Annotated in this window: 15 protein-coding genes and 1 tRNA gene; 6 read left to right on the top strand and 10 right to left on the bottom strand. The window is 73.2% G+C overall.

The features are described 5' to 3' along the window. Positions 1-125 precede the first annotated feature (125 nt). On the top strand, positions 126-1,244 hold the full coding sequence (locus D2L64_RS24970) for a glycosyltransferase (RefSeq protein WP_119579642.1): 1,119 nt from the start codon (positions 126-128) through the stop codon (positions 1,242-1,244). 139 nt (positions 1,245-1,383) lie between these two features. Here the strand turns inward: D2L64_RS24970 and D2L64_RS27685 are convergent, their stop codons facing one another. The 3 genes from D2L64_RS27685 to D2L64_RS24955 all read right to left on the bottom strand — a co-directional run bounded on the left by D2L64_RS27685 (position 1,384) and on the right by D2L64_RS24955 (position 4,365). Next, complete coding sequence (locus D2L64_RS27685; RefSeq protein WP_199714757.1) at positions 1,384-3,351, bottom strand: hypothetical protein; 1,968 nt, start codon at positions 3,349-3,351, stop codon at positions 1,384-1,386. After that, positions 3,348-4,178, bottom strand: coding sequence for a hypothetical protein (locus D2L64_RS24960; protein WP_119579641.1), 831 nt, complete (start codon positions 4,176-4,178; stop codon positions 3,348-3,350). The genes D2L64_RS27685 and D2L64_RS24960 overlap by 4 nt, the downstream gene beginning before the upstream one ends. Before the next feature lie 110 nt (positions 4,179-4,288). Next, positions 4,289-4,365, bottom strand: a tRNA-Thr gene (locus tag D2L64_RS24955). A 320-nt stretch (positions 4,366-4,685) separates the two neighbouring features. Between D2L64_RS24955 and D2L64_RS24950 the strand changes: the two genes are divergently transcribed. Further along, positions 4,686-5,777, top strand: a complete 1,092-nt coding sequence (locus D2L64_RS24950) for an ABC transporter ATP-binding protein (protein ID WP_119579640.1) — start codon at positions 4,686-4,688, stop codon at positions 5,775-5,777. Between the two features lie 142 nt (positions 5,778-5,919). Here D2L64_RS24950 and rlmB read toward each other — a convergent pair whose 3' ends face one another. Together rlmB and cysS are read right to left on the bottom strand one after the other, a co-directional pair. Next, positions 5,920-7,041 (bottom strand): 23S rRNA (guanosine(2251)-2'-O)-methyltransferase RlmB, encoded by a 1,122-nt coding sequence (rlmB, locus tag D2L64_RS24945; RefSeq protein ID WP_119579639.1) that lies wholly within the window; start codon positions 7,039-7,041, stop codon positions 5,920-5,922. After that, entirely contained in the window at positions 7,041-8,456 is a 1,416-nt protein-coding gene (gene cysS, locus D2L64_RS24940; protein ID WP_119579638.1) for a cysteine--tRNA ligase, read from the bottom strand. The genes rlmB and cysS overlap by 1 nt, the downstream gene beginning before the upstream one ends. Before the next feature lie 63 nt (positions 8,457-8,519). On the opposite strand from cysS, the gene D2L64_RS24935 reads away from it, so the two are divergent. Together D2L64_RS24935 and D2L64_RS24930 are read left to right on the top strand one after the other, a co-directional pair. Next, a complete protein-coding gene (locus D2L64_RS24935) occupies positions 8,520-9,200 on the top strand; it encodes an IclR family transcriptional regulator (RefSeq protein WP_233559137.1) in 681 nt (226 codons plus the stop codon). Between the two features lie 203 nt (positions 9,201-9,403). Then, on the top strand, positions 9,404-10,339 hold the full coding sequence (locus D2L64_RS24930) for an endonuclease domain-containing protein (RefSeq protein WP_119579637.1): 936 nt from the start codon (positions 9,404-9,406) through the stop codon (positions 10,337-10,339). A 107-nt stretch (positions 10,340-10,446) separates the two neighbouring features. Here the strand turns inward: D2L64_RS24930 and D2L64_RS24925 are convergent, their stop codons facing one another. Next, on the bottom strand, positions 10,447-11,142 hold the full coding sequence (locus tag D2L64_RS24925) for an HAD family hydrolase (protein WP_119579636.1): 696 nt from the start codon (positions 11,140-11,142) through the stop codon (positions 10,447-10,449). 67 nt (positions 11,143-11,209) lie between these two features. Beyond that, positions 11,210-12,169: an EamA family transporter gene (locus tag D2L64_RS24920; protein WP_119579635.1), complete on the bottom strand. Its 960-nt coding sequence runs from the start codon at positions 12,167-12,169 to the stop codon at positions 11,210-11,212. An 84-nt stretch (positions 12,170-12,253) separates the two neighbouring features. Here D2L64_RS24920 and D2L64_RS24915 point away from each other — a divergent pair, with 84 nt between their 5' ends. Further along, a complete protein-coding gene (locus tag D2L64_RS24915; protein ID WP_119579634.1) occupies positions 12,254-12,799 on the top strand; it encodes a CGNR zinc finger domain-containing protein in 546 nt (181 codons plus the stop codon). 463 nt (positions 12,800-13,262) lie between these two features. On the opposite strand, the gene D2L64_RS24910 is transcribed toward D2L64_RS24915, so the two are convergent. Next, positions 13,263-13,730 carry a pyridoxamine 5'-phosphate oxidase family protein gene (locus D2L64_RS24910; RefSeq protein ID WP_233559136.1) on the bottom strand — a complete coding sequence of 156 codons (468 nt, stop codon included), beginning with the start codon at positions 13,728-13,730 and terminating at the stop codon, positions 13,263-13,265. On the opposite strand from D2L64_RS24910, the gene D2L64_RS24905 reads away from it, so the two are divergent. Beyond that, complete coding sequence (locus D2L64_RS24905; protein ID WP_119579645.1) at positions 13,626-13,895, top strand: hypothetical protein; 270 nt, start codon at positions 13,626-13,628, stop codon at positions 13,893-13,895. The genes D2L64_RS24910 and D2L64_RS24905 overlap by 105 nt on opposite strands. Positions 13,896-13,935: 40 nt before the next feature. On the opposite strand, the gene D2L64_RS24900 is transcribed toward D2L64_RS24905, so the two are convergent. Beyond that, positions 13,936-15,336, bottom strand: coding sequence for a class II fumarate hydratase (locus D2L64_RS24900; protein WP_119579633.1), 1,401 nt, complete (start codon positions 15,334-15,336; stop codon positions 13,936-13,938). Positions 15,337-15,390: 54 nt separating this feature from the next. Then, positions 15,391-18,369 carry an AfsR/SARP family transcriptional regulator gene (locus tag D2L64_RS24895; protein WP_119579632.1) on the bottom strand — a complete coding sequence of 993 codons (2,979 nt, stop codon included), beginning with the start codon at positions 18,367-18,369 and terminating at the stop codon, positions 15,391-15,393. Positions 18,370-18,462: the final 93 nt, after the last annotated feature.

Here is an 18,462-nt window from a genome sequence, read left to right as displayed (position 1 = left end):
CGGCGGACCCATGGGTGATCGCCGCGCCGACCTGGGTCGGTCCGGCTCCGTGGCCGACGACCGACCGGGCGTGGGTGGCTGGTCGACGGCCGAGCCGGTGGACGTACCGACGGAGATCGGAGCCGATGTCCGGCGATAGGGTCGCGGTGATCTGGCGGAGCTGCCTGCTGCCCGGCTCGGAGACGTTCGTCCGCCACCAGGGCGATGCACTGACCCAGTGGCGCCCGGTCTACCTCGGTGCCGTCCGGATCACCTCCCCGCTGAGCCGGGACACCGACGTGGTGGTGTGTCCGGACACGCCGCGTGGCCGGCGCGACTGGCTGCGGCTGCGGGCGACCGGCGGTTCACCCCGGCTGCGCCGCCTGCTGGCCCGGCTCCGGCCCGACGTGGTGCACGCCCACTTCGGCGGCGACGGCTGGCTGGTCAGCCGGACCGTCACGCAGCTCGGCATCCCGCTGGTCGTCACCCTGCACGGCCGCGACGTCACGCAGCAGCCTGCCGAGCCTGGCCTGCGCGGCGCCCGGCACCGGCGGAACCTGCGTACCGCGTTCGACCGGGCGGCCCTCATCCTCGCCGTCTCCGGTGCGATCCGCGATCGGGCGGTGGAGTTGGGCGCCGACCCGGCGAAGGTCCACGTGCACCACACCGGGATACCCGTACCGCCCGAGTTGGTGCACCGGCCGAAGCACTGGGACGTGGTCTTCGTCGGCCGGTTCGTCGAGAAGAAGGGGGTGGACGACCTCGTCGAGGCGGCCGGTTCGCTGGCCGACCTTCGCCCCCGGATGCTGTTCGTCGGCACCGGACCGCTGCACGAGCCGGTACGCGCCCGCGCCGAGCGGCTGGGCCTGGACGCCACCTTCCTCGGCGCGCTGCCACCGGCCGAGGTGATCCGGCACGTAGCCGAGTCGCGGATCCTCGCGGCACCCTCGCGTACTGCCTCCGACGGCGACACCGAGGGACTGCCGACGACGATCCTGGAGGCGGGGAGTGTCGGCGTACCGGTCGTCTCGACGTACCACAGCGGCATCCCCGAGGCGATCATCCACGAGGCGAACGGCCTGCTCGGCGCCGAGGGCGACCGGGCCGGGCTGGCCGCCAACCTCCGCCGGCTGCTCACCGACGCACCGCTGCGCGAACGCCTGGGCGCGCAGGCCCGCCGCCGGGTCGAGACGGACTTCGACCTGCGCCAACAGACCCGCCGCCTGGAAACCCACTACGCCTCGGTCACCCCGAAGCCCGGCTAGCTGCTAGTGCCTTGGACACCCCCGAAGATCGCGCTCGATCCTGGATCGAGTGGTCTCGCCGTGACTCCGAAGCCACTCGATCCAGGATCGAGCGTGACCATGGTGCGCGGCGGGCCGCCGCGGCCCGCCGAGCCGTTGGTCAGTCGGGAGTACGGAGGTGGCGCAGTGCGGCCCGGGCGCTGCGGGCACTGGCGAGCAGGAGACGACCGGCGCGGGCAGTCGGGGTGCCGCTGAGCAGCGACACGATCCGCCGCAGCCGCCGCAGCTCGTCCTCGCGCTCGGTCAACGTCCGCTCGTACCATTCCTGACGCGCGCGGGCCTCGGCCACCTCGCGGGCCAGCCGGTCCCGGTCCACCAGCAGCTCCCGCCAGCCGCGTACGCCGTCACCGCGGGCGTACTCATCGGGGGTCGTGCGCGCCCGCCCGGCACCGGCGCGACCCCCGTCGCCGTCCGACACCCACCCCGTGTCGGCGCGCCCCCCGCCGCCGTTTGGCACCCGCCGCGTGTCGGCGCGCCCCCCGTCGCCGTTTGGCATCCGCCCGGACATCGTGAAGAGGGTGTCGGTCAGCGTGCCGGTCGGCCAGAGTTCGGCGAGCCCGGCCTCGGCGAGCCGGGTCGCCAGCCGCCGTAGCGCCTGCATCGGGTCGGCCGCCACCGCCAGTGCGTGCCAGGTACCGGCGGGAGTGACCACCACCTGGTCCGCCGGCACGCCCGCGCACGCGCCGGCCTGCCACGAGGTGAGCCACGCGCGCACCGCGGGCAGGTCGCGGCGTAGCGTCCCGGCCACCACTAGATCCTCGACGGTACGCCCCGGCGGAACCGCCTCCCCGTCGGCGAGGCGCCACCCGCCACCCGGATCGCGGTGGACCTGCCGGACCTGGCCCGCGTGCCGGAGCACACCCGCCGGCAGGTCGCCACGGATCGGCACACCATGCAGCCGGCCCACCTCGAACCCGCCACGGCCGGACCGGCCGACGCCGGACCGGCCGACGCCGGACCGGTCGGACCCGGACCGGTCGGACCCGGACCGGCCGGACCCGGACCGGTCGGACACGGACCGGTCGGACACGGACCGGTCGGACCCGGACCGGTCGGACCCGGACCGGTCGGACCCGGACCGGTCGGACACGGACCGGTCGGACACGGACCGGTCGGGGTCGGGCGGGTGGACGGGTTCGACCCGCTCGGCCAGCAGCACCCAGCCCGCCGCCAATGCTGTCGCCGCCCCGTTCCGGATGGCCGCCCCGATCAGCCGACCCGGGTCGGCCAACACCTGCACCGTGGGCACCGGCCCCCGCTGGTCGGCTCCGACCAGTCGACCCGGGTCGATCGACGGAGGCACCGTGGGCACTGCCGGTTCCCGGTCCTCGGTGCCGGCGGGCACGTCCGCGACCGGCTGGCCGGCCGCCGTGGCCTGGAGGAAGCCGACGATCGTGGGGTCGGCCAGCAGTTCCGGGCTGAACAACGCGACGGGGGCCAGCGGTGTCGGGAAGGCGGCCCAGGTGCCGACGAGCCGCAGCCCGGCCCGGATCAGCCGCTGCCGCAACCGGTCCAGGCCCGCCGGGCGGGTGTCGTCGTACTCGCCGAGGGTCGCCCAGTCGGAGTCGGTGTGTTCCGGCGGCAGCGCCAGCAGCCGGTGCGTGCCGAGGAGGTTCTCGACGCCGAGCAGCAGCCGACCGCCCGGCCGCAGCACCGACACCAGCAGGTCGACCGTCTCGCCCCAGGTCAGCTCCCGGCCCTCGACCGAACTGAGCCGGGTCGGCCCGTCCAGGGCCACCACGGTGTCGTACGCCGGCAGGCCGGCGAGCTGCTCCGGGCTGCCGCAGCACACCCGGACACCGGACCGGTCGGCGTACCGCGCGGCCAGCGCCTCGGCGTCGGGCAGCCCGCGTACCAGCACGGTCACCTCGGCCGGGTGCAGCACGTCGACCAGGTCCGGGGCGTGCGGCCCGATCACGAGCGTCCGACCGCCGCCCGGGAGGTCCGGGCGGTCGGGTACGGCAGCCAGCAGGGCCGTGACGACCGGTCCGCGTACCGGGCCGGGGCCGTGCCGACCGTCGAGATCCGACCAGCCGCGCATCTCGCCGCCGAGCAGCTGCACGCTCATGCCGGCCGCCCGGCCGGTTCGGGCCAGCGGAACAGTTGGCGCAGCTCGGCGGGGGGCAGCAGGCGGTCGGCACCCAACTCGGCCACGGCCAGTTCGTACGCGGCGACCGGGTCGACCTGCGGGCCGTGCAGCGGCGCCCACTGCGCGCGGATCCGAGGTTGACCGCCCCAGATCGGCTGCTCGCCGGAGAGTTGCATCGGATCGCCGTACACGGCCGGCGCGCAGCCGGCCAGGATGCCGTAGAAGACCGCGCTGCACAGCCGGTTCGAGGCGACCCGGTGATGCCGGCGCAACTCGGCCAGCTGCCGGTGCAGGAACCGTGGATCGAGGTCACCCCACCGGCCGCCCCGGTAGCCGTGGCAGACCACCCGGAAGCCGGCCCGCTCGTAGTGGCGCCGGACCCGCGTCGACCGGTACTCCTGCCAGTAGAGGCAGACCGTGACCGGGCCGGCCTCGACGGCGCGGATCTCGTCGACCAGCCGGCCGTGGTCGCCGGTCACCCGCTGGCCCTCCCAGCCGTGGAACGGGTACCAGATGGTCCCTTCGCGCGGCTGGCCGCCGTCGGGCTGCATCGCCAGCAGGTACGCCCAGGGTGCCCCTACCACGTACGTCTGCCGGCGCCCGAACGACCAGGCCCGGCGACGGGTCCGCTCGGACCAGAGGAAGAGTGGCACCCCGGGCACGAAGTCGTGGTCGGGAGCCATCCCGTCGCCGATGTTCCAGCCGTGCTGGAGGTAGCCCCGGATCCGCAGCGGTTCGGCCTGGTCCAGGCCGCAGTACCGGGCCAGCAGGTGGGAGTGCCCGTAGTAGTGGTTGGCGTGGTGCACGGCGGCGGGCGTCCCTGGTCGTGTCGACGGGTGGAGGCGGAGCGTATCGAGCCCACCTGAACACCCGGCCACACCGAGGTGTCAGCCCGGTGTGCCGCGCGTGAGACGCATGGAGCCCCCGGCCGGGATCGAACCGGCGACATCCCGCTTACAAGGCGGGTGCTCTGGCCAGCTGAGCTACAGGGGCAGTGTGCCGTGGCCAGCATAGCGACCGACGTCCGGTTTTCCCGCTCGGCAGGGCTCCCGAGCACGGGAAACGTCAACATCCCGACGGGCGGACGTCGATTCGTGTCCGACCGTGCCCGAGTGACCGGAATGCGTATGCCGCCGGTCCCATCCACAGTTCCGAACCTTGGCAGCATGGCAAAAGCCGTTTACCGTGCAGTGACACAGCCGACATGGGCTCGTCCCTTGACGGCTGTGACGCCGGCCCGGGCATCCGGGCCTGCTGGCTCCTTCACTCGGATCGTCCGGCACGTTCCTGCCGGTGAAAGGAAGCGTCCCCTCATGGCTACGGTCACCTACGCGAAGGCGTCCCGGATCTACCCGGGCACCGAACGCCCCGCGGTCAACCAGCTCGACCTCCAGATCGGCGACGGCGAGTTCCTCGTCCTGGTCGGCCCCTCCGGTTGCGGCAAGTCCACCAGCCTGCGCATGCTCGCCGGGCTGGAGGACGTCGACGACGGCGCGATCTACATCGACGACCGGGACGTCACCCACCTGCCGCCGAAGGCCCGCGACATCGCGATGGTCTTCCAGAACTACGCGCTCTACCCGCACATGTCGGTGTACGAGAACATGGCGTTCGCCCTCAAGCTCCGCAAGACCTCCAAGTCGGAGATCGACCGGCGGGTCAAGGAGGCGGCGGCGCTGCTCCAGCTGGAGGAGTTCCTCAGCCGCAAGCCCAAGGCGCTCTCCGGCGGTCAGCGCCAGCGGGTCGCGATGGGCCGGGCCATCGTCCGGGAGCCCCAGGTCTTCCTGATGGACGAGCCGCTGTCGAACCTCGACGCCAAGCTCCGGGTGCAGACCCGTACCCAGATCGCCTCGCTGCAGGCCAAGCTGGGCGTCACCACCGTCTACGTGACCCACGACCAGGTCGAGGCCATGACCATGGGTCACCGGGTGGCGGTCATGCTCGACGGTGTGCTCCAGCAGGTGGACACCCCGCGGGCGCTCTACGACACCCCGGCCAACGTCTTCGTCGCCGGCTTCATGGGCTCGCCCGCGATGAACATCAAGACCGTCCCGCTCACCGAGCAGGGCGCGGCCTTCGCCGAGCTGCTCGTCCCGCTGACCCGGGAACAGGCCGAGGCGGCCCGCGCCGAGGGTGGCGACGGCAAGGTCACCGTGGGCTTCCGCCCGGAGGACTGCGACATCGTCAGCCCGACCGAGGGCGGCATGCCGGTCGTCGTCGAGCTGGTCGAGGACCTCGGTTCGGACGCCAACGTCTACGGGCACGCCGCCCTGGACGGTGCCTCCGAGCGCTTCGTGGTGCGTACCGACCGGCAGCACAGCCCGAACATGGGCGACACGATCTTCGTGAAGCCGCGTACCGGCCGCAGCCACGTCTTCCACGCCGCCACCGGCAAGCGGATCTGAGCCGTCGGCGAGCGGAACTGACGTAGCAACCGCAGAGGGGCGGCCCGCCGGCTGGCGGGCCGCCCCTCTCGCGTGTGTGCCGGGCACACCGGCCGGGCCGGCCGGCGGGTGGCCGTCGGGTGGCCGTCGGGTGGCCGTCGGCTCAGCCCTCGACGGCGCGGCGGCGGGCCACCTCGGCGAGGGTGACCGCGGCGGCGACGCTCGCGTTGAGCGACTCCACCTCGGAGATCATCGGGATGCTGACGGTCAGGTCGCAGGTCTGCCCGACCAGTCGGGACAGCCCCCGCCCCTCCGAGCCGACCACCACGACCAGCGGGCCGACCGCGGCCTCCAGGTCGTACAGGTCGGTCTCGCCGTCGGCGTCCAGGCCGACCACCAGGAACCCGGCGTCCTGGCACGCCTTCAACGACCGGGTCAGGTTGGTGACCTGGGCGACCGGCACCCGGGCCGCCGCACCGGCGCTGGTCCGCCAGGCGGTCGCGGTGATCCCGGCGGCCCGCCGTTCCGGTACGAAGACACCCTGCGCGCCGAACGCGGCGGCCGACCGGATCACCGCGCCGAGGTTACGTGGGTCGGTGACGCCGTCCAGCGCCACCAGCAGCGGCGCCGGCTGCTCCAGCGCGGCGGCGACCAGGTCCTCGAACGGCTCGTACGCGAACGGCGGCACCTGCAGGCCGACGCCCTGGTGCAGCACGCCCCCGGTCATCCGGTCCAGTTCGGCGCGACTGACCTCGAGGATGGCGATCCCCCGGTCGGCCGCGGTACGGACGATCTCGTTCACCCGGTCGTCGATGTCGATGCCCTGGGCCGTGTACAGCGCGGTGGACGGCACCTGGGCGCGCAGCGCCTCCAGCACCGGGTTGCGGCCGACCAGCAGCTCCGGGGCGTCCTTCGCGGGGTTGGACTTACGGCCCGGAGCGACCCGCGGGCCGCCCCGCCCGGCGGGCTGCTTGCCCCGGGCGGGCTTGGCGGCGGTGGTACCCCGACCGCCGCCCCGACCCCAGGTGGTGTCCTTGGTGCCGGGCTTGCCGATCTTCGGGGTGCGCCCCTCCTCGGTCGCCGCCCGGCGCTCCTTCTCCTGCTTCCAGGCGGTGCGCTGGGGCAGCTTCTCCGTGCCGGAGTAGCCCTTGTGCCAGGGCCGTTCGTCGGCGGGTAGGGTCCGTCCGCGCCCGGCGAGGGAGTCCCGGTTCTTGCCGCCGGATCCCTTCGGGGCGCTTGCCTTCGACGCCACCCGACGGCCACGACGTTGCGAGTTGCCGGCCATCAGTCATGCTCTCCAATAGTCCAACGCGGGCCTTGTGGGGTGTCCTCGACCACCACGCCGGCCCGCTTGAGCTGGTCGCGTAGCGCGTCGGCAGCGGCCCAGTCCTTGCGGACCCGGGCCTGCGCACGCTGTTCCAGGGCCAGGGCGACCAGGGAGTCCACCACGTCGCGGAGGTCACTCGCCCGAGCGCCACCGGTCCACGCCGGGTCGAGGGGGTCGACGCCGAGGATATCCAGCATCGCCCGGATGCCGGCCAGCGTCGTGCGTACGGTCACATCGTCGCCGCCGGCCAACGCGTTGTTGCCGTCGCGCAGTACGTCGTGCAGCACGGCCAGCGCGGCCGAGGTGTTCAGGTCGTCGTCCATCGCCGCGGCGAACGCGGCCGGCAACTCGCCGGGTTGCCCGGCACCGATCCGCTCGACGGCCCGCTGCACGAAACCCTCGATCCGCCGGTACGCGACGGCCGCCTCCCGCAACGCCTCCTCGGAGTAGTCGATCCGGGAGCGGTAGTGCGCGGCGACGTAGTAGTAGCGCAGTTCCACCGGGCGCACCCCGAGCCCGGCGACGTACGCCAGGTCGAGCGTGTTGCCTAGCGACTTGCCCATCTTGGTGCCGCCGATGCCGAGCAGGCCGTGGTGCACCCAGTACCGGGCGAAGGGCAGGTCGGCGGCCTGGGACTGGGCCAGTTCGTTCTCGTGGTGCGGGAAGATCAGATCCAGCCCACCGCCGTGGATGTCGAACTCGGCACCCAGGTAACGCCAGCACATCGCCGAGCACTCGATGTGCCAGCCGGGCCGGCCCCGCCCCCACGGCGACGGCCAGTAGGCATCGGCCGGCTCGTCCGGTTTGGCGCCCTTCCAGAGCGCGAAGTCGCGCGGGTCGCGCTTGCCGCGCTCCGGCGCGCAGTCGGCGGACTGCATGTCGTCCGGCGACTGGTTGGACAACGCGCCGTACGCCGGCCAGGACCGGACGTCGAAGTAGACGTCACCGGAGCCGTCGGTGGCCGGGTAGGCGTGCCCCCGCTCGATCAACTGGGCGATCAGTTGGTGCATCTCGGGGATGTGTCCGGTGGCGCGCGGTTCGTAGGTCGGCGGCAGCACGTTCAACGCCCGGTACGCCTCGGCGAGCTTCAGCTCGTTCGCGTACGCGATCGACCAGAACGGCCGTTCCTGCTCCTGCGCCCTGACCAGGATCTTGTCGTCGATGTCGGTCAGGTTGCGGATGAAGGTGACCTCGTTGCCGGCGGCCAGCAGCCAGCGACGCAGCACGTCGTAGTTGACTCCGGAACGGAGATGGCCGATGTGCGGCGGTGCCTGAAGGGTGAGCCCACACAGGTAGACCCCCACCTTGCCGGCTTCCCGCGGGACGAAGTCCCGCACCGATCGGGTGGCGGTGTCGTACAGGCGAAGCGTCACCGTACAAGGGTAGCCGTCCGTCGTTTTCCCGGTCCGCCGGAGCCGGGTCGTACGCTGCTGATCGTGACTTCCCCCGCGACCCCCGGCATCGACCCACCGCCGCCTGTCCGGCCGGCCGGCGAGACGTCGCAGACGTTGGATCGGGGCCTGCGGCTGCTGCACCTGGTCGCGGACGCGCCCGGCGGGCTGACCGTCACCGAGGCGGCCAACCGGCTGGGCATCGGGCGGGCTGCGGTCTACCGGCTGGTCACCCCGCTGGCCGGGCACGGGATGCTGCGCCGCGACACCGACGGCCGGTTGCGCCTCGGCGCCGGGGTGCTGCAACTGGCCCGCCGGGCTCAGCCGCTGCTCGCCGAGGGTGCGCTGCCCGCGCTGCGGCGTCTCGCCGAGCAGGCCGGGGCGACCGCCCACCTGACCGTGGTGGAGGGCGGGGAAGGGGTCGCGCTGGCGGTGGTCGAGCCGAGCTGGACGTCGTTCCACGTGGCGTACCGGACCGGGGCCCGACACCCGCTGGAACGCGGCGCGGCCGGGCAGGCCATCCTCGCCGGTCGCACCGGCGCCGCCGGCCCGGTGAGCACCGTCGGCGAGTTGCAACCCGGCGCGTACGGCGTGGCGGCCCCGGTGCTCGGGGTGCCGGGCCTGGAGGCCAGCGTCGGGGTGGTCGCCCTGGCCCCGCTGGACACCGACGCGGTCGGCGCGCAGGTGCTGGCCGCCGCCACCGCCGTGGCCGCCGCACTGCGCTGACCCGCACCGCCGATCCCGGCCCGGACCCCCGGGGCGCGGCCGGTCATGGGCCGGGGCCGGTCATGGGCCGGGGCCGGTCATGGGCCGACCACTACCACAGTCGGGCTGCCGGAACCGGGTTGTCCACAGGGGATGTGGATCATGATTGGGCGGGTTGTCCACAGGGGTACCGCCGGGACGGGGCCGGGTCGCACGGTGGGAGCATGCCCCCTACGCCGTACCGGCCTGCCGCCCTCGCCTGGCAGGTGTTCCGCGGGTCCGCGGCGATCCGCGACCGTCTGCTGACCCGGCACCAGCTCCGCGGTGCGTCCTGGATCCGGCTGATGCACGACGTGTACGCCGACGCCCGCCTCGATCGCGATCACGAGCTGCGCTGCCGGGCGGCCGGCCTGCGACTGCCACCCGGTGTGCTGATCGCCGGGCCGTCCGCGGCGTACCTGCACGGCGTCGAGCACGCCGCGACGTTCGACGACGACGTGCACGTCCTCGCCCCGATCCGACTCGGGCTCGGCTCGCAACGCGGCATCCGGGTACACACCCTCGGTCCACGCCACCCCCCGCACCTCGGCGCAGACCCCGCGCCGCCCCACAGCCCACACCCCGCGGGCGGTTCGGCCCTGCTCCGCTCGGATCCGATCTCCGCCGCGTGGGAGTGCGCGGTGTGGCTGGAACCGGTACTCGCGGTCGGGATCATCGACGCGATGCTCCGGCAGCAACTGGTCGACTGTGCCGGGCTCGACGCCGTGGCCGGGGCGAACGCGCGCCGGCCGGGTGGCCGCCGGGCCGGATGGGTGTTCGGTCTGGCGGACGCGGGAGCGCAGTCGCCGCCCGAATCGCAGCTACGGGTCCGGTTGGTTCTGGCCGGGCTACCCCGGCCGGTCACGCAGCATCCGGTGCGGCTGGCCAACGGGCGGGTGGTGCACCCGGACCTGTCCTGGCCGCAGTACCGGGTGGCCGTCGAGTACGACGGGCACCGGCACAGTGACCCCGAGCGGCTGCACCTCGACCGGCAGCGACTCAACCAGCTCGTCGGGGCCGGCTGGCGGGTGCTGCACGTGACCGGCCGGCGGCTGCACCGCGAGTTCCCCGGCCTGCTGCGGGAGATCCGCACCACCCTGGCCGCTGCGGGGCTGCGCTGATGACCCTCACCACGCCGCCACCAGGCTGCGCCGATGGCCCTCACCACGCCGCTGCGGGACTGCGCCGATGACCCTCACCATGCCGCCGCAACGGCGGTATCGAGACCTCAGGTGACCGGCGTTGCGGCGAAACTGTTCGTGAGGACGGCGGGCAGTTCGGTCAGCGTGGCGACTGTGGCGTCCGGCAGGACGCCCGGGGGCAGGGTCTGGCCACGCCGGTTCAGCCAGACCGTACGCATTCCGGCCCGTTGGGCGCCGGCCACGTCGTGCAACGGGTTGTCACCGACGTGCACCACCTGCTCCGGTGGCACCCCGGCCGCCGCGCACACCGTGGCGTAGAACTGCGGGGCCGGTTTCTTGGGCAGGCCGTTCTGGTGTGCGTACACCTCGAAGGCGAACTGGCCGGCGAGCCCGCAGCGTTGCGCGCGGCTGTTGCCGTTGGTGGCGAAGCCCACCGTCCACCGCTGCCGCAGCACGGCCAGGGTGGGCAGCACATCGGGGAACGGGCGGGTCAACGCGAACCGCCGGGCGAAGAAGACCTCCGCCAACTCGTCCAGGTGAGCGTCGAGCCCGGCCCGAGCCAGCGAGCGGGCGAGCGCCGCCCGCCGGATCTCCAGCACCGGCTGCGCGGCAAGCTCACCGAAGACGGCATCCCAGTCCGACTCCAGCTCCGCGAGCGACACGCCGGCCGCCGCCGGACTGCGGCGCCGCATCTCGTCGAGTACGGCCAGCAGCCCGCCGGTGACGGCCGGACGCAGGTCGAGCAGGGTCTCGTCGGCATCGAAGACCACCGTGCTGAGCATGCCGTCCAGGGTGTCAGGTCAGGGCCGGCTCCGACACCCGCGCGACGGCACCGACGGTGGATGCAGGTCAGGTCAGCGCCGGCTCCGCGGCCTTCGGCTCGACGGGCTCGACCGGTACGCGCAACTCGTCGAGGCGGACCAGCGCCACCCCGGCCACGATCAGGGCACCACCGGACAGTTGCACGACCGTCGGCAGTTCGCCCAGCAGCAACCAGGCGATCAGCACCGCGAACATCACCTCGGTCAGCCCGACGAAGGAGGCCAACCGCGCACCGAGCACCCGGGCCGCGGCGATCCCGGCCAGGTAGGCGACCACCGCCGCCACCAGCGCGAGCCCGACGATCGGCACCAGCCAGCTGGTCTGCTGCCCGGCGAACTGCACCGCGCCGAAGGTCGCCTGCAACGGCAGCGCGCCGAGCAGGCCGAGCAGCAGCAGCGCACCGGCTCCGACGGCCATCCCGCCGCTGGCCATGACGACCGACGGCAGGGCGGCGTCGATCCGGCCGGCGAGGACGTAGTAGCCGGCCAGGCCGACCGCCGCGCCCAGCCCCCAGAGCACGCCGACCGGGTCGAGCCGGCCGGCACCGGCCAGGTCGAGCACGAACACCAGCCCGGCCAGCGCCGCCACCGAGCCGGCCACGGTCAGCCGGCGCGGGCGTTGCCCCTGCACCAGCCAGGTCCAGCCGACGACGAGGATGATGCCGAGGTACTCCAGCAGCAGGGCGACGCCGACCGGCAGGTAGCGCACCGCGTTGAAGAAGCAGACCTGGGCGAGCGCCACCCCGAGCAGCCCGAAGACACCGATCGCGGTGAGGTTGCGGCGCAGCACCGGCCACCGCCCCCGCAGGACGAGCAGCGCGGGTACCGCCAGCACGAGGGCCGCGATGCCGACCCGGGCGATGACGACCGCCTCCGCCGACCACCCGTCGTTGATGAGCGAGCGGGCGAACGTACCCGAGGTGGCGAAGGTGACCGCGGAGAGCAGGGCCAGCGCGAAGCCGGCGCCGGCAGCGGACGATTGGCGCATGAACTCTCCTTGGCACGGCGGACCGCCATGGGCAAACTAGGGTTACACCGATGACGCTAGAGCGGGGCCACGACAGGAGTCAAGTTGCTTTTCGCCCATGACACCGAGTGTTCGCTGATCGCCACCGCCGCGCTGGTCAACACCGATGGCCAGGACGGCGAAGACCTACCCGACGTCGCCGCCCTGGACGCCTTCTTCACCGCCCACGCCTACAGCGGTCGGCACGAACACACCGAAACCGAACTGCGGGCGGTACGCGCACTGCGCCCCCGGCTACGCCGGATCTGGCACGCCGACGTGGACGAGATCGTCTCGATCGTCAACGGGCTGCTCCGCGAACATCGCGCCCTACCCCAGCTGATCACGCACGACGACCAGCCGTACCACCTGCACGCCGTTCCCCGGGACGCCCCGCTGGCCACCAGAATCGCGGTGGAGGCGGCGATGGCGATCGCCGACCTGATCCGCGGCGGCGAACTGCGCCGGCTGCGCACCTGTGAGCACCCCGACTGCGACAACGTGCTGGTCGACCTCTCCAAGAACCGGTCCCGCCGGTTCTGCGAGGCCGGCTGCGGCAACCGGGCCGCGGTCAGCGCCTACCGTGCCCGCAAGGCCGCCGCCCGCACCTGACCCCGCGTCGCCCGTGAAACTCGGCTGCGAGGTCCTCGCATGCGCGGCCCAGCCACGGGGATCCTCGCTCGCGCCGCGCGAATACCGGTCCCCGCCCGCACGGTTCGGCGGTGGCGTCGCCGCCCGCGCAACCCAACCGTGAGGTCGCCACCCGCCCGGCCCCACTGCAACATCGCACACCCGGGCGCACTCGCGGAGTCGCCACCCACGGCCCGGTTGCAACATCGCACACCCGCGCGGACCAGTTACACATCGCACACCCGGGCGCACTCGCGGAGTCGCCACCCGCGCGGCCCGAGTGCGGACCTTCTCCCGGCGGCAGTCAGCGCCGCGCTCGAGCCGTTGAGGTCGGACGCCACCGGCGACACGTCGAGGTGGGTAGGTTTGTTGTCGTCCCAGCGACAACAAATCTACCCACCCGTGCTCGCCTCGGACCGCCGCAGCACGCAAGCCAGCGCGCCGATCAGTGGGCGCGGCCCACCATCAGCCATCGGGAGACCGCGATCCGGAGCAGGACGTACGGGCCGTCGGGGCCGTCCATCGTGACGTCCCATCCGTCGTACCGGTTGCGGAGTCCCGCGACGACCTGCGGCGGGAACGGCTGGCGGACGATGCGCGCGGCACCCTCGGCGACGACGGGCGCGTCCCCGTCGGGCAGGGCGAGCGACACCCGCGGGTCGGCGGCGACGTTGCGGACCTTACGGTTGCGCTCGCCGGTGCCGATCCACCACTCGCCGTCGAGGTAGAGGTACCAGACCGGCGTCAGGTGCGGCGAGCCGTCCGGGCGCAGGGTGCAGAGCCAGACGAGTCGTTCCCGCGCCAACCGATCGATGATCTCCGCGCCGGGCGTCCACTGTGGCTGTGCCGGGTCTGTGCCGCGCCGTGGCCGTGCGCCACCGCGCGGCTCGCCCTCGTCGCCGAGTACGCGCACGACCGGGTCGCGCTCAGCGTCTACCTGTGTACGGTGCTGCACGACGCCACCGCCGACCTGTGCCGCCTGAACCCGGCCGACCGGCCGGACCCGGCCACGCTCTTCGCCCGCTTCCTCGCCTGGGTGCCGCGCGGTCACCCGGCCGTGACCAGATCGACGGCGTGACACACCCCGACCCGTGAACCAGCACACCCGCCGGCGCACATCAGGGGTGGGTCATCCGGAGCAGGTCGAGCGCCTCCTCCAGCTGCGTCTCGCTGAGCTTGCCGGCGTCGACGTGCCCGCGGGCGATCACCACCTCCTTGATGGAGATCTGCTTGGCCAGCGCCTCCTTGGCGATCGAGGCCGCCTCGTCGTACCCGAGGTAGCGGTTCAGCGGGGTGACGATCGACGGCGAACCCTCGGCGTACGACAGGCAGACCTCGGCGTCCGCGACCAGGCCGACCACGCAGCGGTCGGCGAGCAGGCGGCTGGACGCGGCGACCAGCCGGATCGATTCCAGCAGGTTGCGGCCCATCACCGGCAGCATCACGTTCAGCTCGAAGTCGCCCTGCGAGCCGGCGAACGCCACCGTCGCGTCGTTGCCGACCACCTGGGCGCAGACCTGCCGGACCGCCTCGCAGACCACCGGGTTCACCTTGCCGGGCATGATCGAGGAACCCGGCTGGAGATCCGGGATGCGCAGCTCACGCAGGCCGGCGCGAGGGCCGGAACCCATCCAACGGATGTCATTGGCGATCTTGTAAAGCCCGACCGCGACGGTACGCAGCTGACCCGAGGTCTCCACCAGCGCGTCCCGCGCGCCCTGCGCCTCGAAGTGGTTCCGCGCCTCGGTCACCGGCAGCCCGGTGGAGTCGCGCAGCTTGTCGATCACACGGGCGGCGAAGCCGAGCGGCGTGTTGATGCCGGTACCCACCGCCGTACCGCCCAGCGGCAGCTCCGCCAACCGGGGCAGCACCCCCGCCAACCGCTCGATGCCGTACCGGACCTGGGCGGCGTACCCGCCGAACTCCTGCCCGAGGGTCACCGGCGTGGCGTCCATCAGGTGCGTACGGCCCGCCTTGACCACGGTGCCGAACTCCTCGGCCTTCGCCTCCAACACCTCGGCCAGCTGGGTCAACGCCGGCAGCAGGTCACGGGCGACCGCCTCGGTCGCGGCCAGGTGGATCGAGGACGGGAAGACGTCGTTACTGGACTGCGAGGCGTTGACGTCGTCGTTGGGGTGCACGTCCCGGCCCAGCTCCCGCCCGGCCAGGGTGGCGATCACCTCGTTGGTGTTCATGTTGGAGGAGGTGCCGGAGCCGGTCTGGAAGACGTCGACCGGGAACTGGTCGTCGTACCCGCCGTCGGCCACGTGCGCCGCGGCGGCGGCGATCGCCGCTGCCACGTCCGGGTCGATCACGCCCAGGTCGCCGTTGACCTCGGCCGCCGCCCCCTTGATCTGGGCCAGCGCGCGGATCTGGGCCGGCTCGATGCCCCGGCCCGAGATCGGGAAGTTCTGCACCGCCCGCTGGGTCTGGGCCCGCCACAGTGCCTCGGCGGGCACCTCCACCTCGCCCATCGAGTCGCGTTCGATCCGGTAGCCCGTGGTCTCCGTAGTCGTCACGCATACCATCCTGCCGCGCCCGGCGGACCCGTGCAGATGATCGCGGCAGCCGGATCAGCCCAGCTCGGCCAGGAGCCGCTCGACCTCGGCCGCGTCGGGCGACTCGACCTGACGGAGCAACGACAGCGCCCGGACCCAGTGTGACCTGGCCGCTGCCGGGTCGGTGGCGGCCAGGCAGCGGGCCAGACCGTCCAAGGCGCGGCCCTGCTCGTACCGGTGGTTGATCCGCATGGCGTCGATCAGCACCCGGCCGAACAGATCCTGGGCGCTGCGTACGTCCCCCTGGTCGAGGAGGGCGCGGGCCAGCAGGTTCCGCGAACCGCACTGGCCGACCAGGTCACCGGCCTCGCTCATCGCGACGAACGCGCGGCGGTGCAAGCCTGCCGCCTCCTCCGGCCGACCCGCCTCACGCTCCATCACCCCCAGCTCGTTGAGGATCTCGCCCTCGTCGTACCGGTTGCCGGCCCGCCCGTGCAGGGCCAGCGCGGCCCGCAGCAGCCGGCCCGCCGGCCCGGTGTGGCCCATCCGGTGCCGGATGACGCCGATGTGCCCCACCGCGTTGGCCAACTGCCGACGGTCGCCGACCTCCCGGGCGAGCAGCAGATGCTGCCGGGCCGCCTGCAATGCCCCGTCGTAGCGACCCCAGACGCACAGTACGTAGCTGAGGTTGTTGAGCAGCGCACTGCGCTCGGCCAGTTCGTTGCCGCCACCTGGGGTCGCCGCCGCCTCACGGAAGAACTCGACCCCCCGGCGGTGGTCACCGTTGCCGTGGCTGCTGATGCCGATGTTCCACAACACGCGACGCAGCAGACTGGGCGGGCCACTGCGGCGGCACAGCTCGACGGCGCGCTGCAACAGCGCGATGGACTCGGCGAACCGGGCCCGCCGGAAGTACGCGGAGGCCAGGTAGTTGAGCATCAGCGCCTGGGTCGGCTCGTCGCCCAACGACTCGGCCGCGCGGAGCCCCACCCGGTGGATCTCGACCAGTTCGTCCAGGTGACCGCCGTTGAAGAAGAGCCGCCAGCTGGCCCGGGCCAGCTGCCAGGCGCGCTCGGGAAACTCCTGCTCGGCCAGGGCGGGCATGGCCACCAACGCCGAACGGTTCTCGTCGAACCAGGTCAGCCCCCGGTCGACACACTCCGCCACCAGATCCGGCCGGGAGGCCGGGGGCAGGCTGAGGGTGAGGCGGGTGCCCGGCGACTCGGTCTCGCGGCCGAGCGTCGCCGCCACGTACAGGTAGTGCTCCAGCAGCCGGCCCAGCGCGTGCTGCCGCTCCGCGGCGTTGGTCGGCTCGGACAGCAGCGTCCGCGCGTACTCGCGGACCAGGTCGTGCAGGCGGTACCGGCCCGGCTCCGGTTCGTCCATCAGGTGCGCGTCGACCAGTTCGTCCAACACGTCCTGTGCCTCGACCAGCGGTAGCCCGGTGACCGCGGCGGCGGTGGCGTTGTCGACCCGTACGCCGGGATGCAACCCGAGCAGCCGGAAGGTGCGCTGCGCCGCCGGGGACACCTGGGCGTACGACAGGGCGAAGGCGTCCCCGACCGAGCGCTGGCCGGCAGCGAGTTCGGCGAGGGTGTCGCGGGCCCCGCCGAGCCGGTCGGCCAGGTCGGCGATCCGCCACCGGGGACGGTGCACCAGCCGGCCGCCGGCCAGCCGGATCGCCAGGGGGAGGTACCCGCAGCGACGGACCACCTCGGCGGCAGCCGCCGGTTCGGCGGCCACCCGTTCCTCACCGGCCACCCGCCCGAGCAGCTCGACCGCCTCGTCGGGGTCGAGTACCGGCAGCGACGACGGCCGCCCCTCGTCGAGACCGACCAACCGGCGCCGGCTGGTGATCAGGGTGAGGCAACCGGCGCCGCTGGGCAGCAGCGGCGCCACCTGTGCGGCGGTGGCCGCATTGTCCAGCAGTACCAGGGCCCGCCGGTCGGCCAACTCGGTGCGCCAGATGGCCAGCCGGTCGTCGAGGTCGACCGGGATCCGGTCGGCCGCCACCCCGAGCTGACGCAGCAGGGTGGCCAGCGCGGCGGCCGGGCTCAGCGGCGCCCGCTCGCTGTGCCCGTGCAGGTCGATAAAGAGGTGCGCGTCCGGGTACTGATCGGCCATCCGGGTGGCGACGTGCACGGCCAGGGTGGTCTTCCCGCTGCCCGCCATCCCGTCGATCAGCTGGATCCGGGTCTCCCCCTCCTCGATCTCCTTCACCAGCCGGGCGACGGTCTCCGACCGGCCGGTGAAGTCGCTGATGGTCCGGGGCAGCGACCGGACGGGCACGGTGGCGCGCCGTTCGGATCCGGCGACGGCGAGGTCACCGGCGAGTACCCGCTGGTGCAGCTCCTGTAGGGCCGCGCCCGGCTCGATGCCGAGTTCCTCGGCGTACCGACGCCGTCCCTCCCGGTACACACCGAGGGCGTCGGCCTGCCGGCCGACCGCGGCGAGCGCCAACATGAGCTGCCCGCGTAACCGTTCCCGCAGCGGGTGTCGCTCCAACTGCTCGGCCAGTTCGTCGAGGAGCGCCGCCGCGTGGCCGAGCCGCAGCTCGACGTCCACGCACTCCTCCAGCACCGCGAGGTGCTGCTCGTCGAGGGACTGCGCCCGCCGCCGTACCGACTGGTTCGGGATGCCGCTGAGCGCCGGCCCGCGCCAGAGTTCCAGCGCGGTACGGAACTGCCGGCGCGCCTCGACCAGCCGCCCGGAGGCGACCGCGCCCCGGGCCGACTCGACGGACCGGGCGAACACCTCGGTGTCCAGCTCACCGGGGGCGGTGCGGATGCCGTACCCGATGGGGTCGGTGACGATGGTCTCCGGCGCCAGGCCGAAGGCGGCGAACCGGTGTCGCAGGCGCGACACGCAGGTCTGTAGCTGGGCGCGGGCGGTGGCCGGCGGGCGCTCGTCCCAGATCGCGTCGACCAGCTCGTCCACCGGCACGATCCGGTTCGCCCGCAGCAGCAGCACGGCGAGCACCGCCCGATCCCGACCCGCGGTGATGGTGGCTTCGCCCCCACCGACGCGCAGTGGCCCCAGGATCTGAAACCGCATCCGCTCTCCCGCCCCGCAATGGTGGCAACTTCCAGCAGCGTAGTCCGACGGTCACAGTTGACCCCACCCGCCTGATAGCGATCTGAGAGTGGA

The sequence above is a fragment of the Micromonospora radicis genome (assembly GCF_003583405.1).
Classification (GTDB): domain Bacteria; phylum Actinomycetota; class Actinomycetes; order Mycobacteriales; family Micromonosporaceae; genus Micromonospora; species Micromonospora radicis.
The sequence above is the reverse complement of the archived record's forward strand: the minus strand, read 5'-3'. Positions and strand labels throughout refer to the sequence as shown.

What these genes read in the sequence shown, in the direction of transcription:
- D2L64_RS24895 (WP_119579632.1), bottom strand. Translation starts at nt 18,369, where the DNA reads ATGCGGTTTCAGATCCTGGGGCCACTGCGCGTCGGTGGGGGCGAAGCC.
- D2L64_RS24925 (WP_119579636.1), bottom strand. Translation starts at nt 11,142, where the DNA reads ATGCTCAGCACGGTGGTCTTCGATGCCGACGAGACCCTGCTCGACCTG.
- D2L64_RS24970 (WP_119579642.1), top strand. Translation starts at nt 126, where the DNA reads ATGTCCGGCGATAGGGTCGCGGTGATCTGGCGGAGCTGCCTGCTGCCC.
- D2L64_RS24950 (WP_119579640.1), top strand. Translation starts at nt 4,686, where the DNA reads ATGGCTACGGTCACCTACGCGAAGGCGTCCCGGATCTACCCGGGCACC.
- D2L64_RS24920 (WP_119579635.1), bottom strand. Translation starts at nt 12,169, where the DNA reads ATGCGCCAATCGTCCGCTGCCGGCGCCGGCTTCGCGCTGGCCCTGCTC.
- D2L64_RS27685 (WP_199714757.1), bottom strand. Translation starts at nt 3,351, where the DNA reads ATGAGCGTGCAGCTGCTCGGCGGCGAGATGCGCGGCTGGTCGGATCTC.
- rlmB (WP_119579639.1), bottom strand. Translation starts at nt 7,041, where the DNA reads ATGGCCGGCAACTCGCAACGTCGTGGCCGTCGGGTGGCGTCGAAGGCA.
- D2L64_RS24930 (WP_119579637.1), top strand. Translation starts at nt 9,404, where the DNA reads ATGCCCCCTACGCCGTACCGGCCTGCCGCCCTCGCCTGGCAGGTGTTC.